Here is a 14,331-nt window from a genome sequence, read left to right as displayed (position 1 = left end):
CGAGCCATGCCCGCCTGGTCCCGCCTCGTCCTGGTCGTCGCCGCCCTGCTGCTGGCCGGACATGGCCCCGCCGTCGCCGCGCCGCCCTACGAGGCGGCGGCCGGTGTCGAGGCGCACTACGCCGCGCCGGGCCCGTTCGCCGTGACCGAGCGGATCGGCGAACTGTGTTGCGACACCACCGGTGCCGCGTTCGACCTGTGGTACCCGAGCGAGCTCGGCACCGGCCATCCGATCGTGCTGTTCGGTGACGGCACCCAGGCGGTGCCCACCCAGTACCGCCACCTGCTGCGGCACTTCGCGTCGTGGGGCTTCGTGGTGATCGCGACGCAGAACCAGTACACCGGTTCCGGCATCGACATCCTCGCCTCGCTCGACCGGCTGATCGCCGAATCCGCCGATCCCGCTAGCGTTTTCGCCGGGCGTCTGGACACCACGGCGGTGGGCGTGGTCGGTCATTCGCAGGGCGCTTCCGGCGCGCTGAACGCGATGCGGCGCTCCGGCGGGGCGATCCGCACCGCGATCACCGTCGAACTGCCGCGCACCGGCCTGTGCTCGGATGCCCTCAGCTGCACCGATCCGGCCGCGATCGAGACCGGCTCGGTGTTCCTGATCAACGGCTCGGCCGACACCCTGATCTCGCCGTCGGAGCAGCCGCTCCCGGTCGAGGTCGTCGGCGTCCAGTCCCATCGCGCCTACTACGACGCGCTCACCGTGCCGAAGGTGTGGGCGACGCTCGAGGGCGCCGACCACAACGACGTCCAGGGCGCTCCGGCCTGCGCGGACGGCCAGCTCGCCTGTGGCACCGGCGTGTACGGCTTCCTCGGCTACCCGACGGCCTGGCTGGCCGCCCGATTGCGCGGTGATGCCAGGGCCGCGGCGGCCTTCGTCACCGGCTCCGGCGCGTTGTTCGCCCCGTCGCCGCACTGGCGCAATCAGAGCGGCACGATCACCGGCTGAGCTCAGCCGGTGTACGGATTGTTCTGCACCCAGCGGAAGTCCGTGCCGCGCAGCGGGAAGCTGTCGAGATCCAGGCGGGTGAGGGTGACCGTCACCGGCTTGCCGTCGAGCTCACCGCGCAGCGTCAGGCGGTCGCCGGCGGGCCGGTCGACCGCGAAGGTGGTGACGGCCGCCGGGGCCTCGCCCGGCGCCGACGGCGCGGCGGTGAGGGTCATCGTGCGCGCTTCGGTGTCGAAAGCGGCTGCCACCGGCACGATCGAGTCGTCCATTCGCTGGTAGCCCGCCGACCCGGCGTCGATGATCAAGCGCTGCCAGCGCACCGGGTCGGTGGTCAGCGGCGGCACCGGGGTCGCCTCGGCGGTGAACTCGGTGACGTCCCAGATGCCGTACAGCTCGGGTTTCGGTGCGCCACCGCCGTATTCGTCCCAGGACCGCCCGCCGAGGTACACACAGCCGAGCACCACCCACAGCCCCGCCACGACCTGCACGACCGTGGCCCACCGGTTCGCCCGCGCCGAGCCGAACAGCGGCGGCTGCACGAGCGGTCCCGAATCCCGTTCCAGCACCAGCACATTCGCCAGGCGCCGGGCCTGGGGCGCGAGCAGCACCAGGCTCATCAGCAGCAGATGCCCGGACAGCATCTTCACCGGCACGTCGAAGGTCAGGTTCAGCAGGAACACCTGCGCCATGCTGATCACGCCGAGCATCGCGCCCAGGGTGGCGGTGCGCGGCCAGAACAGCAGCAGCCCGGCGAGCACCTCGGCCGCGCCCAGCGACATCTCGTAGACCGGGGACGAACCCACCTGGGTCCACAGCATCGACATCGGGCTCAGGTCACCGACCCGGGTGAGCAGGGTGGTGAGCGCGGGCTCGGGCATCTGGGTCGGGATGAGCTTGGCGAAACCGTAGAACAGCAGCTGCCCGCCGACACACAGCCGCAGCAGCGTGAGGAACCAGCTCGCCGCCCGCGGGTAGGCCCGCCTGCGCCGGTCGAGCACCGACCAGATCGCGGTGACCAGCAGCGCGGCCACCAGGACCAGCCCGCACTGGATCCAGATCGCGGCCTGGTCACCGCTGCCGTTCATGACCAGCTCCGCCTGCACCCCGAACACGTGCTCGCCGATCCAGCGGCTCACCGGGGCCAGCGAGAGCATCTGCCAGGCGATGGCGTCCTCGGGCAGGTGTAGCGCGAACACCCCGAGGAAGACGAAACTGATCTGCGCCATCCACAGACAGAACAGCCCGAGGTAGGCGACCGTGAACCGGAAGGCGAGCCGCGTCACCGGATGCCAGGTCGGCGCCGGCGGCGGGCTCGCGATCTCTGCGGGTGCGAGCTCCGTGGTCACGGCGGTCACCTTGGCCTCCTCGTCGAGTTCGATTGCTACCGAAGCTAATCGGTTCGGCGAGCGGACGCGTCCGGGAAAACCCCCATCTTTGCCGTGTCAACCCTGAATCTCACTGACCGACTGACGGCTTACATTCCCGTCGGCCGTCCGGTACGCCGGTATCGAAACGTGTTCCATCTCGCCGACAGGGGTACTCACATATGTCCGACGATCCGGACCTCACCGCGCAACAGTCGCTCACGGTCAGCGAGCGCGATCTCGACGAACTCGCCGAGCAGTTGTCGCAGTGGCTGGCCGGCAAGGTCGGCGCCGACGCACCGCCGAAGGTCGGCAATCTGAGCAAGCCGTCGACCGGTGGCATGTCGAGCACCACCATCCTGTTCGACGCCGAGTGGACCGTCGCCGGCGATACCGACGGCGGGGCGTTCGTGCTCCGGATGGCCCCCGAGGACGGCTCGTTCCCGGTCTTCGAGTCCTACGACCTGCCGCTGCAGTACCAGGTGATGGCCGGGGTGGCCGACGGCTCGGACGTCGCGGTGCCCACGCTGCGCTGGCTCGAACGCGACGAATCCGTCTTCGGCTCGCCGTTCCTGGTGATGGAGAAGGTCGACGGCCGCGCGCCCTCGGACAATCCGCCGTACGTCTTCTTCGGCTGGCTCTTCGACGCGACCGTGGCCGAACGCGAGCTGATCGCGGACGCCACCGTCGACGTGATCGCCCGCGTCCACGCCATCGACGACATCGCCGCACGCTTCCCGCTGCTCGACGGCGAGGGGTCCGGGCTGCGCAGGCACTTCGAGGCCCAGCGCGCCTGGTACCGGTGGGCGCTGACCGACGACGGCGTCGAGATCCCGCTGATCGAGCGGACCTTCGACTGGCTCGAGGCCCACTGGCCCGCCGAGACCGGCCCCGAGGTGCTGAACTGGGGCGACGCCCGCCCCGGCAACATCCTCTTCGACGGGTTCGCCCCGGCCGCGGTGCTGGACTGGGAGATGGCCACCTTCGGCCCGCGTGAGCTCGACCTGGGCTGGGTGATCTTCATCCACCGGTTCTTCCAGGACATCGCCACCCGCTTCGATCAGCCCGGCCTGCCCGATTTCCTGCGCAAGGACGCGGTGGTCGCGAAATACGAAGAGCTGACCGGGCATACGGTCCAGGATCTCGACTTCTACATCGTCTACGCGGCGCTGCGGCACGCGATCGTGATGGCCAGGATCAAGCGGCGGATGATCCACTTCGGTGAGGACACCGTGCCCGCCGAACTCGACGACTACGTGATGCACCGGCTCAGCCTCGAAGCACTGCTCGACGGCACCTATGAGTGGGACTGACAGGAGACAACGACGATGAACGCGATCATGCCCGTCCCCCTGGACGAATACCCGGTCCACCAGACCCCGCTGTCGCTGGCCAGGGTGGCCACCAGCGACCGCAACTTCTACGACCGCTACTACTTCAACGCCTTCGACCCCGCCGGCGACGCCATGCTGATCACCGGGTTCGGCGTCTACCCGAACCTGGGCGTGGTGGACGCGTTCGCGACGGTGCGCCACGGCGACACCCAGCGCAGCGTGCGGTTCTCCGACGCGCTGACCTCGCGTGATCTCACCACCGCGGTGGGCGGCTACCGGATCGAGGTGCTCGAGCCGCTGCAGAAGCTGCGGGTGGTGTGCGAGCACGAGGACCTCGGCTTCGACCTCACCTGGACCGGTGCGCACCCGGCGGTGCAGGAGCAGCCGCACCTGATCCTGTCCGGCACCCGGCCGATCATCGAGGCGTCCCGGTTCGCCCAGCTGGGTTCGTGGGAGGGCACGCTCGCCGTCGACGGGCGTGACATCACCGTCGACCCGGCGGCGTGGACCGGCAGCCGCGACCGCTCCTGGGGCATCCGCCCCTCGGGTGAGCCGGAGCCGCCCGGGCGGGCCGCGTCCGAGGGCGCCGGTGGTTTCTGGTGGCTGTACGCGCCGCTGCGCTTCGACGAGTTCGCCATCGTGGTGATCGTGCAGGAAGACCCCGACGGCACCCGCACCCTCAACAACGCGGTCCGGATCTGGCACGACGGCCGCAAGGAACAGCTGGGCTGGCCGCGGATGACCTGGACCTACGAGTCCGGCACCCGGCATCCGAAGTCGGTGCGCCTGGACATGACCACCCCCGACGGCAAGCCGCTCGAGGTCGAGATCGAGTCGCGTCCCGGTATCGCCCTGCACGTCGGCTGCGGCTACGGGCCCGACCCCGACTGGACCCACGGCCGCTGGATGGGCCGGGACTGGTCGCTGTCGAGCGCCTACGACCTCACCGACCCCGCGATCATCGCCCGCACCCCCTACGGCGTGATCGACCACATCGGCTACGCCCGCTGCGGCGACGCCGAGGGCTGGGGCCTGTTCGAGCACGCCTCGATGGGCCGCCACGACCCCACCGGTTTCGCGGATTGGTCCGCCGTCGCGCCCTGACGCGCCGGATCGGTCCAGCGAGAGGAAAGGCGCCGCCGCGACAACGAGGTCGCGGCGGCTCCGATTTCTCAGCGGCCATGGCGAAGTCCGAGATGATACTGCCCCGGCAGCGATCAGTCGTCGGCCGAATTCTCTGTCAGGAACTGCCCGTTGGATTCGCTGCGCCGACGTTGAGTGGCAGCCTCCGCGCATGCACGACGCCGCCGTACTGCTGTCGGTTCCTGCGCTCGGTATTCGGCCAAGACCGCATCGATCCTCTCGCGGCGTCGGTCACCCAGCCACGGATATAGATCGTTCATCCACTGGGCAGCCCCCGAACCGGTGATTTGAGCCCGGTATTGCAGCTTCCTGCCCTCGATGTAGCGAGGAATGTCGTACACCGAGCCGCCGAACAAGTCGGCCACCCGCTCGATCACGTCACGATCCGTCATATTCACCACGATCTTCGGGTAGCGATACACCTTCCCTCCGACACAGCTTCTGATCATCGCAAACGAGCCTTCGCCCTCGAGCAGACCGGCCAACCATGCGATCTCGGTGTCAGAAGGCATGAATCCGCCGAGTTGACATCGATTGCGCAGAAATGCCCATAGCTCCCCCTCGAACCCCACACCGCGGACAGTACGCTCCACTGTAGGCGCCACTCAGAACACTGAATCCGCCACCGACGAAGCTGCGCCCTGGAACAGGTCGGCAGCATCGCATGGGCAGGTCGTGACCGAACTCAGTCCGTTCACATCGAATTCGACCGAAACCGGGTCAGGCAGAACTGCACCGCCGATGTGATGCCTCGTCCAACAACACCTGGGACAGAGGGACCTCGCCCAGCGGATCAGTTAGGGGCGCTCGCACCGATCGTCGCGACAGCGATGACGACCCCGTCGACAATGGTTCGGCCGCACAATAATTCACCACGGCCCGCGAGCAGCGCCGCCGCCTCCGCGACCGAGGGCGTGCCGACGGCCCGCGCGGTCCGTGGGGATCGATGCGGTGTGCCGACCTCGGCCAGCTGTGCCGCGCTGAACGCGACCACGGGCACGCCGAGCGCCGCCGCGGCCGCGCGGACACCGGGATCGGGCGCACGACGGTCGATCGTGGCGAGGCACGTCACGGTGGCGGTGTCGCCGACGACGGATTCGACCGCGCGGGTGATCTTCTCCGCGTCGGCGCCCGGCCGGACGCCGATACCGACGACCACCGCGGTCCGCTCGACCGTCGTGTCGGGTACCGGCTCGTCGCCGCTCGGCGGCGGGCCCGCGGGCGGCGATGTCATCGGCGCGTCTCTTCGGCTTTCACCGGAGCCGCCGTGGTCCGCCGCTTCGCCGTCATCGATCGAAGCGGCGGGCGGCGGTGACGAATCGGGTGATGGCGTCGGGGTTTCCGGCGGGGTGGGTGTGCAGGTAGGAGGCGTGGACCTGGCGGATCACCGCGCCCTCGGTGATCGAGGAGGTGGTGCGCCAGCCCCAGGCGGCGTTCTCGGGGCCGACCCGGGTGAGGCGGGTGCGGTGGAATTCGTGGCCGCGGACGCGGGTGCCCGCGCGCCAGAGGGCGGAGTCGTGCAGGGCGACGGCGTCGCGGTAGCCGAGGGTCAGGCGGGGGCCGAACTCGGCGTCGGCGTCGAGGACGCCCGCCATCGGGTGGCCGTCGAGGGAGCGGGTGAGGTAGAGCAGGCCCGCGCATTCGGCGTGGATCGGGAGGTCGCGGGTGGCGCCGTCGGCGATGGCGGTGCGCAGCTTCTCGTTGGCCGACAGCGCGCCGGCGTGCTCCTCGGGAAAACCACCGGGCAGCACCAATCCCGCTGTATCGGAAGGCAGTTCGTCGGTCATCGGATCGAAGACGACCACCTGGGCGCCCGCGGCGATCAGCAGCTCGCGGTGCTCGGCATATCCGAACGTGAACGCGGGTCCGCCCGCCATCGCGATCAGTGGACCACTGCCTGTCCGTGCTTCGGTGGGAGCGTGTTCGGCCGCGGCCAGTTCCGACGCGGGGTCCCACGCGGGCCCCTGGGCCGATCCACCGGCGAGGTCGACGATCGCCTTCAGATCGATGTGGGCCGCGACGAGTTCGGTCATCGCGTCGACCGCGGTGGTGGCGGCGGTGCCGTGCTCGACGGCGGGAATGAGACCCAGATGCCGTGAGGGCACTTCCAATTCGGCCATGCGGGGCAGGGCACCGAGGACCGGGATGCCGACGCGATCACACGCCGCGCGCAGGACCTGCTCGTGCCGTTCGCTGCCGACGCGGTTGAGGATCACCCCGCCGAGGCGCACCGAGGAGTCGAAGGTGGCGAAGCCGTGCAGCAGCGCGGCCAGGCTCTGCGAGTGCCCGCGCGCGTCGACGACCAGCACCACCGGAGCACCGAGCAGGCTCGCGATCTGCGCCGTCGACCCCTCGGCGACCGCCTCGGTCCGGTTCTCGTCGATCCGCCCGTCGAACAGGCCCATCACGCCCTCGACGACGGCGATATCGCAGTCGCGCGCGCCGTGCCGGTAGAGCGGGACCACCCGATCCTCGCCCACCAGAACGGGATCCAGATTGCGGCCGGGTCGCCCGGCCGCGAGCCCGTGATAGCCGGGGTCGATGTAGTCGGGGCCGACCTTGAACGGCGCCACCCGATGACCGGCCCGGCGCAGCGCGCCGATGAGCCCGGTGGCCAGCGTCGTCTTCCCGCTGCCCGACGCCGGGGCGGCGATCACGACCGCGGGGGCGGTCATCGTCGACCCCGGGGCGCGGCTGTCGCCGTCACGGTGACGGTCACCATTCGATGCCGCGCTGGCCCTTGCGGCCCGCGTCCATCGGATGCTTCACCTTGGTCATCTCGGTGACCAGGTCGGCGGCGTCGATGAGCGCCTGCGGTGCGTCGCGGCCGGTGATCACGACGTGCTGGTTGCCGGGGCGGTTGGTCAGCGTCTCGACGACTTCGTCGACATCGACCCAGCCCCACTTGAGCGGGTAGGTGAACTCGTCGAGCACGTAGAAGCGGTGCTGCTCGGCGGCGAGCCGGCGCGCGATCTCCTGCCAGCCCGACAGCGCGGCGGCCGCGTGATCCTCCTCGGTGCCGTGCTTGCGGGTCCAGGACCAGCCCTCGCCCATCTTGTGCCACTCGACCGCGCCACCGGCGCCGGTCTGCTCGTGCAGCTCGCCGAGCGTGCGGAACGCGGCCTCCTCGCCCACCTTCCACTTCGCGCTCTTCACGAACTGGAACACGGCCACGTCGAAGCCCTGGTTCCAGGCCCGCAACGCCATCCCGAACGCGGCGGTGGACTTACCCTTGCCCGGGCCCGTATGCACGGCCAGCACCGGCTGGTTGCGCCGCTGCCGCGTCGTCAGGCCGTCCTCCGGCACGACCTCCGGAACACCCTTGGGCACGAAGACTCCTCCTTCTCGGCACCGACGCGCCGGTTCGCGGCCCGGGTGGACCGCACTGTCGATGGACGACGGCGCACCGGTCGCGCGACTGTCGATCCCCATTTCTATCAGGGCGTCAACGGCCACCCGACACACGCACTGTTGTCCGGAACATCGCCACCGCACGCTGGGCACGAGGCCGCCGCGTCGATGACCCGGCCACCGGGCGGCATCGGCCGGGTCAGGTCACGCGAGCGCTGGTGGCCCGGGCCGCGGCACATGGGCGATGTCGGCCGAGTCAGGCCGCGCGAGCACCGGTGGCCCGGGCCGCCGCGCGTGGGCGATGTCGGCCGAGTCAGGCCGCGCGAGCACCGGTGGCCCGGGACGCCGCGCGTGGGCGATGTCGGCCGAGTCAGGCCGCGCGAGCACCGGTGGCCCGGGCCACGGCACGTGGGCGATGTCGGCCGCGTCAGGCCGACATCGCCGCCGCACGCTCGGCACGACGCTGCTGCATCAATGGCCCGGCTACCGGGCGTTATCGGCCGGGCCAGGCCGCGCGAGCGCCGACGGCCCGGGCCGCGGCACATGGGCGGCGTCGGCCGGGTCAGGCGCGCGAGCGCCGAGGAGCCGCGCCGCAGCACGTGGGCGATGTCGGCCAGGTCAGGTCACGCGAGCTCCGACGGCCCGGGCCGCGGGACATGGGGCGATGTCGGCCGGGTCAGGCCGCGCAGGAGCCGGTGGACCGGACGACATCCGCGACAGTGTCGCCGGTCAGTTCGTCCAGGCGCAGGTAGCGGGCGCGCAGGTCGCGGGCCAGTTCGGCGGCCAGGCCGAGGCGGATCATGCCGCGTTCGCAGTCGATGACCATGGCGGTGTGGCCCTCCCCTGCCAGCAGGCGGGCGGCCGTGCGGGCGCGGGGCAGCGGGTCGACGCCGCCGGTGGCGCGGCCGTCGGTGAGCAGCACCAGCATCGGGCGGCGGCGCGGGTCACGGACGTGTTCGCGGGCGATCACCTCGCGTGCCTTCATCAGGCCCGCCGCGAGCGGGGTCTTGCCGCCGGTGCGCAGGCCGGCCAGGCGGCGCACGGCGATGTCGACCGACGAGGTCGGCGGCAGCACCAGCTCGGCCTCGCTGCCGCGCACACTGATCACGGCCACCTTGTCGCGGCGCTGGTAGGCGTCGCGCAGCAGCGTGACGATGGCGCCGGTGACGGCGGTGAGCCGGTCGCGCGCGGCCATCGACCCGGAGGCGTCGACGACGAACACCACCAGATTCCCTTCGCGCCCTTCGCGATACGCGCCACGCAGGTCCTCGGTGGCCAGGGCCAGCGGGCCGCTGAACCGGCCGCGCTCGAATTGCCTTGGGGCGGCGGCGAAGACGGTGCCGAGCAGGTGCAGCCCGGTCGAGGTGTCGGTGCTGGGGCGCACCATGCGACCGGTGCGGGTCTGGGCGCGGGACCGTCGGCCCGGCGCGCCTTCCCCGATACCGGGGACCTCCCAGCGCGGTGCGGCCTTGGCGACCGAACCCGGTGTGCCCGAGACACCCTCGGCCGCGGGCCTGGCTCCGCCGCCCTTGGGGCCGCCACCGTCGGGACCGCCGCCGTCCGGACCGCCATCGTCCGGTCCGCCATCGTCCGGTCCGCCGTTGTCGGGCCCCGGGTCGACCGGGCCTTGGTCCTCGGGTCCGTGCGGGCCCGCATTGTCGGGGCCACGGTCGTCGACCGGGCGTGGTCCGGCGTCACCGGACGTATCGTCGCGCCGCTCCGACCCAACGGAGCCATCGTCGCCCGGCTGGTCGGGGCCGGGCTGATCCGCGTCGAGTTCCTCGGTGGCGGAAGCCTTGTCGACCTCGTCGGCGGCCGATCGCATCGCCTCGTCCAACTGCTCCTCGCTGATCCCCGGCTCGTCGAACGGATCGCGCCTGCGCCGGTGCGGCAGGGCCAGTTCGGCCGCGATCCGCACGTCGTCCTCGGTGACCCGGTCGCGGCCCCGCCAGGCGGCGTGCGCGGTGGCGGTCCTGGCGACGACCAGATCGGCGCGCATCCCGTCGACGTCGAAGGCCGCGCACAGCGCCGCGATCCGCCGCAGTTCGGCGTTGTCGAGCGCCACGCCGGGCAGCCGGTCGCGCGCGGTCAGAATCCGTTCGGCGACAACGGCGTCGGCGTCGGCGTAGCGCGCGGCGAAGCCGGCGGGGTCGGCCTCGTAGTCCAGGCGCCTGCGCACCACCGCCATGCGGGTGTCCACCTCGCGGGAGGCGGCCACGTCGACGGTCAGACCGAACCGGTCCAGCAGCTGGGGTCGCAGCTCGCCCTCTTCGGGGTTCATGGTGCCGACGAGCACGAAACGCGCCGGATGCGAATGCGAGACGCCGTCGCGCTCGACATGGACCCGGCCCATGGCCGCCGCGTCGAGCAGCACGTCGACCAGGTGGTCGTGCAGCAGGTTCACCTCGTCGACGTAGAGCACGCCGTGGTGGGCCGCGGCCAGCAGACCGGGCCGGAACGCCTGCTCGCCGTCGCGCAGCACGCGCTCGAGGTCGATCGACCCGACGACGCGGTCCTCGGTGGCGCCGACCGGCAGTTCGACCAGCCGGGCGGGCCGGGCGCCGCTCTCGTCGACGACCGGCGGCAGCAACTGGGCCAGCGCGCGCACCACCGTCGACTTCGCGGTGCCCTTCTCGCCGCGCACCAGCACGCCGCCGATCCCGGGGTGCACCGCCGACAGGATCAACGCCAGCTGCAGGCGCTCCTGGCCGACGACCGCCGAGAACGGGAAGCCCGCCTCACCCGCCGAGCGAGCGGCGGTGTGCGGACCAGCGGCGACATCAGCAAAACCAGGCACACCCCCACTGTATTCGCGCCATGATCATCTCCGGACGCGGGGCGTCGGCGGCGAAACGCCGAGAGGTCCCCGGCACCGTGCCGGGGACCTCTCGGGGGGTGTTCAGCCCCGGCGCATCGGGACGTGCGGGATACCGTCGTCGAGGAACTCCGCGCCGTCGGTGACGAAGCCGTACTTGGCGTACATGTCGACCAGGTACGACTGCGCGTTCAGGCGGACCGTGGCCGAACCGGTCTCGGCGAGTGCCGCCTGGAGCAGCCGGGTGGTGTAGCCGTGCCCACGCGCGGGCACGGCCGTGCACAGCCGGCCGAGCCGGAAGCTGGTCACCCCGTCCTCGTGCTCCTCGAGCAGCCGCAGCGTGGCGATGACCTCGCCCTCGTCGTCGAGCCACAGGTGCCGGGTCTCCGGCAGCAGGTCACGCCCGTCCAGTTCGGGATAGGCGCAGGCCTGCTCGACGACGAACACGTCGACGCGAAGTCTCAACAGCTGGTACAGGGTGGCGGTGTCCAGATCCGCCGCCCATGCCCTTCTCAATGCGACCGTTGACATCATCGCGTCTTGCTATCACACCTGCGCGTAGGTCGGGGCCTCCGGCTGCGCGGGCGTGTTCTTCGCGTCGAGCTTCAGCGACTTGTTGGTCCAGTCCCAGACTTCCTGGAACAGGGCCTGGTTCTCCGACAGCTTCTGGCCCAGCGACGGGATCATCCGCTTCAGCTGCGGGGTCCAGTCGGCGTACTCGCGCGGGAAGCAGCGTTGCATGACGTCGAGCATCGCGGTGACGCAGGTCGAGGCGCCCGGCGAGGCGCCGAGCAGGCCGGCGATGGTGCCGTCCTCGGCGGAGATGACCGCGGTGCCGAACTCGAGCACACCGCCCGCGCCCTTCTTCCGGATGACCTGCACGCGCTGACCGGCGGTGATCAGCTCCCAGTCGCGGCCCTCGGCCCGCGGCAGGAACTCCTCGAGCACGCCGACCTTGCCCGCCTGCGACTTGAGCAGCTCGCTGATCAGGTACTTGGTCAGGCCCATCTCGGTGAGGCCGACGCCGACGAGCGAACCGATGTTGTTCGGCTTGATCGACTTGAACAGGTCGGCGTTGGAGCCGTCCTTGAGGAACTTGGGGGTCCAGCCGGCGTAGGGGCCGAACAGCAGGCCCTTGCGGCCGTTGATGACGCGGGTGTCCAGGTGCGGCACCGACATCGGCGGCGCGCCGACGGCGGCCTTGCCGTAGACCTTGGCCTCGTGCGCCGCGATCAGCTCGGGGTTGGTCGAGCGCAGGAACTGGCCGCTGATCGGGAAGCCACCGAAGCCCTTGGCCTCCTTGATGCCCGACTTCTGCAGCAGCGGCAGCGCGCCACCACCGGCGCCGACGAAGACGAACTTCGCGTTGACGACCCGGCTCTGGAAGGTGCGCAGGTTGCGGACGGTGACGTTCCAGCTGCCGTCGGACTGCTTGTCGAGGTTGCGGACCTCGGTGCCGAAGGCGATCTCGCCGCCGGACTTGCCGATGTACGCAAGCAGCTGCTTGGTGAGCGCGCCGAAGTCGATATCGGTGCCGCCGTCGGTCCAGTTCAGCGCGATCGGGTCGGTGAAGTCACGGCCCTTGGCCATCAGCGGCAGGCGCGCGGCGAACTCGTCGGGGCTGTCGATGTACTCCATGCCGCGGAACAGCGGGTGCGGCGCCAGCGCCTCGTAGCGCTTGCGCAGGTAGTCGACGTTGTCGGCGCCGTGCACGAAGCTGACGTGCGGGATGGGGTTGATGAAGCCGGACGGGTCGTCGAGGACGCCGGTGTCGACGGCCGAGGCCCAGAACTGCCGGGAGACCTGGAAGCGCTCGTTGATGTCGACGGCCTTGCCGATGTCGACCGAGCCGTCGGCGTTCTGCGGGCTGTAGTTGAGCTCGCACAGCGCCGAGTGACCGGTGCCCGCGTTGTTCCACGGATCGCTGCTCTCCGCGGCGGCGGCGTCGAGCCGCTCGAACACCGAGATGCTCCACTCCGGCTGCAGCTGCCGCAGCAGCGCGCCCAGCGTGGCACTCATGATGCCTGCGCCGATGAGTACGACATCGGTCTTTTCGGTCTTCGCAGCGTTCGACACGGGTACTTCGACTTCCTTGTCCTTCTCAGCTACCCACCGGGGTGAGTTCGCTTGGGCGCGGGCGCTTTGGGGTTGTTGCGACTCGCGGTGAATCGCCGGGGGGTAGGTTACCCGTCGTTCACCTGAAGCCAATTGTGCACCTCAGCCGTTCGGAGTACCGCAACCGACCTCCCGAATGTGATCTAAACCAACACTGCACGTCGCGCTGACCGCGCGATAGATTGAGCGGTGTGACGAACGAAACCTCACTCGATCCCGCCGGCACCGCCGATCGGACCGATGAGCAGTGGCAACCCGATGTCCTCGGCACCGACTACCAGCAGCGCACCCTGCCGCTCGGCCCCGATCCCGACGGTGAGGGCGAGGTGGTGGCCACCCTCGTCCGCTATCTGCCCGACGCCGCCGCGCCGGCCACCGCGCCGACCGTCCTCTACCTGCACGGGTTCACCGACTACTTCTTCCAGGAGCACCTGGCCGAGCACTTCGCGGCCCGCGGTCACCGCTTCTACGCCCTCGACCTGCGCAAATGTGGTCGTTCACGGCGGGAAGGGCAGAGCGCGCACTTCGTCAGCGACCTGGCGCTCTACGACGCCGAGCTGAACGAGGCGCTGCGCATCGCGCGCGCGGAGACCGGCGACGACGTCCTGATCGTCGCGCATTCGACCGGCGGACTCGTGGTGCCGCTGTGGCTGGACCGGCTCGAGGCCGCGGGCGGCACCGCGAAGGCCGGGATCGTCGGCGTCGTGCTCAACAGCCCGTGGTTCGACCTGCAGGGTCCGGCGTACTACCGCACCGTCGGCACGCCGATCATCAACGCGGTCGGCAAGGTCCGGGCATTCGCGCAGCTCCCCGGCATGGGCGTCAGCACCGCCTACGGCGACAGCCTGCACCACAGCCGCGCGGGTGAGTGGGACTACAACCTGGACTGGAAGCCGCTCAGCGGCGAGCCGGTGCGGCTGGGCTGGCTGCGTGCCATCCGGCGTGGCCAGGCCCGCCTGCACCAGGGGCTGGCGATCGGGGTGCCCGCGCTGATCCTGCGCTCGCGGCTGACCAAGTTCGCCCGCGCGCACAGCCCCGCCGTCGACGTGGCCGATGCCGTGCTCGACGTCAGGCAGATCCAGCGCTGGGCGGGTTGCCTGGGCGAGCGCACCACGATCGTGCCGATCGACGGCGCCCGCCACGACGTGTTCCTGTCCGCGGAAGCGGTGCGCGCCAACGCTTTCGCCGAAACCGACAGCTGGCTGGACTGGCTGGCGGCCTACCGCAAGAACTAGCGGGTGGCGGGCCGGGA

General features: G+C 70.7%; 12 protein-coding genes. 4 read left to right on the top strand and 8 right to left on the bottom strand.

The features are described from left to right. Positions 1-6: 6 nt before the first annotated feature. On the top strand, positions 7-957 hold the full coding sequence (locus ACFYWJ_RS15015; RefSeq protein WP_355280635.1) for a hypothetical protein: 951 nt from the start codon (positions 7-9) through the stop codon (positions 955-957). Between the two features lie 2 nt (positions 958-959). Here ACFYWJ_RS15015 and ACFYWJ_RS15010 read toward each other — a convergent pair whose 3' ends face one another. After that, positions 960-2,312 carry a DoxX family protein gene (locus ACFYWJ_RS15010; protein WP_387162767.1) on the bottom strand — a complete coding sequence of 451 codons (1,353 nt, stop codon included), beginning with the start codon at positions 2,310-2,312 and terminating at the stop codon, positions 960-962. 191 nt (positions 2,313-2,503) lie between these two features. Here ACFYWJ_RS15010 and ACFYWJ_RS15005 point away from each other — a divergent pair, with 191 nt between their 5' ends. Beyond that, on the top strand, positions 2,504-3,634 hold the full coding sequence (locus ACFYWJ_RS15005) for a phosphotransferase family protein (RefSeq protein WP_355280632.1): 1,131 nt from the start codon (positions 2,504-2,506) through the stop codon (positions 3,632-3,634). 15 nt (positions 3,635-3,649) lie between these two features. Then, the gene (locus ACFYWJ_RS15000; RefSeq protein ID WP_355280631.1) at positions 3,650-4,759 is read left to right on the top strand and encodes a hypothetical protein; all 1,110 of its coding nucleotides are present in this window, start codon (positions 3,650-3,652) and stop codon (positions 4,757-4,759) included. 113 nt (positions 4,760-4,872) lie between these two features. Here ACFYWJ_RS15000 and ACFYWJ_RS14995 read toward each other — a convergent pair whose 3' ends face one another. The 7 genes from ACFYWJ_RS14995 to mqo all read right to left on the bottom strand — a co-directional run bounded on the left by ACFYWJ_RS14995 (position 4,873) and on the right by mqo (position 13,040). Next, the gene (locus ACFYWJ_RS14995; protein ID WP_355280629.1) at positions 4,873-5,370 is read right to left on the bottom strand and encodes a hypothetical protein; all 498 of its coding nucleotides are present in this window, start codon (positions 5,368-5,370) and stop codon (positions 4,873-4,875) included. A gap of 221 nt (positions 5,371-5,591) precedes the next feature. Next, positions 5,592-6,032 (bottom strand): cobalamin biosynthesis protein, encoded by a 441-nt coding sequence (locus ACFYWJ_RS14990; RefSeq protein WP_355280627.1) that lies wholly within the window; start codon positions 6,030-6,032, stop codon positions 5,592-5,594. 52 nt (positions 6,033-6,084) lie between these two features. After that, positions 6,085-7,473: a cobyrinate a,c-diamide synthase gene (locus tag ACFYWJ_RS14985; protein WP_355280626.1), complete on the bottom strand. Its 1,389-nt coding sequence runs from the start codon at positions 7,471-7,473 to the stop codon at positions 6,085-6,087. Between the two features lie 40 nt (positions 7,474-7,513). Next, entirely contained in the window at positions 7,514-8,128 is a 615-nt protein-coding gene (gene cobO / locus ACFYWJ_RS14980) for a cob(I)yrinic acid a,c-diamide adenosyltransferase (protein ID WP_355280624.1), read from the bottom strand. A gap of 697 nt (positions 8,129-8,825) precedes the next feature. Next, on the bottom strand, positions 8,826-10,946 hold the full coding sequence (locus ACFYWJ_RS14975; RefSeq protein WP_355280623.1) for a magnesium chelatase subunit D family protein: 2,121 nt from the start codon (positions 10,944-10,946) through the stop codon (positions 8,826-8,828). A gap of 102 nt (positions 10,947-11,048) precedes the next feature. Continuing rightward, positions 11,049-11,498: a GNAT family N-acetyltransferase gene (locus ACFYWJ_RS14970; RefSeq protein ID WP_355280621.1), complete on the bottom strand. Its 450-nt coding sequence runs from the start codon at positions 11,496-11,498 to the stop codon at positions 11,049-11,051. Positions 11,499-11,510: 12 nt separating this feature from the next. Beyond that, entirely contained in the window at positions 11,511-13,040 is a 1,530-nt protein-coding gene (mqo, locus tag ACFYWJ_RS14965) for a malate dehydrogenase (quinone) (RefSeq protein WP_387162772.1), read from the bottom strand. 230 nt (positions 13,041-13,270) lie between these two features. Here mqo and ACFYWJ_RS14960 point away from each other — a divergent pair, with 230 nt between their 5' ends. Then, positions 13,271-14,314, top strand: a complete 1,044-nt coding sequence (locus tag ACFYWJ_RS14960) for an alpha/beta hydrolase (RefSeq protein ID WP_355280620.1) — start codon at positions 13,271-13,273, stop codon at positions 14,312-14,314. Positions 14,315-14,331: the final 17 nt, after the last annotated feature.

Source organism: Nocardia sp. NPDC003269, assembly GCF_042888005.1.
Taxonomy (GTDB): domain Bacteria; phylum Actinomycetota; class Actinomycetes; order Mycobacteriales; family Mycobacteriaceae; genus Nocardia.
Note: the sequence above shows the minus strand (reverse complement) of the source record. Positions and strands in the feature narration are given on the sequence as shown.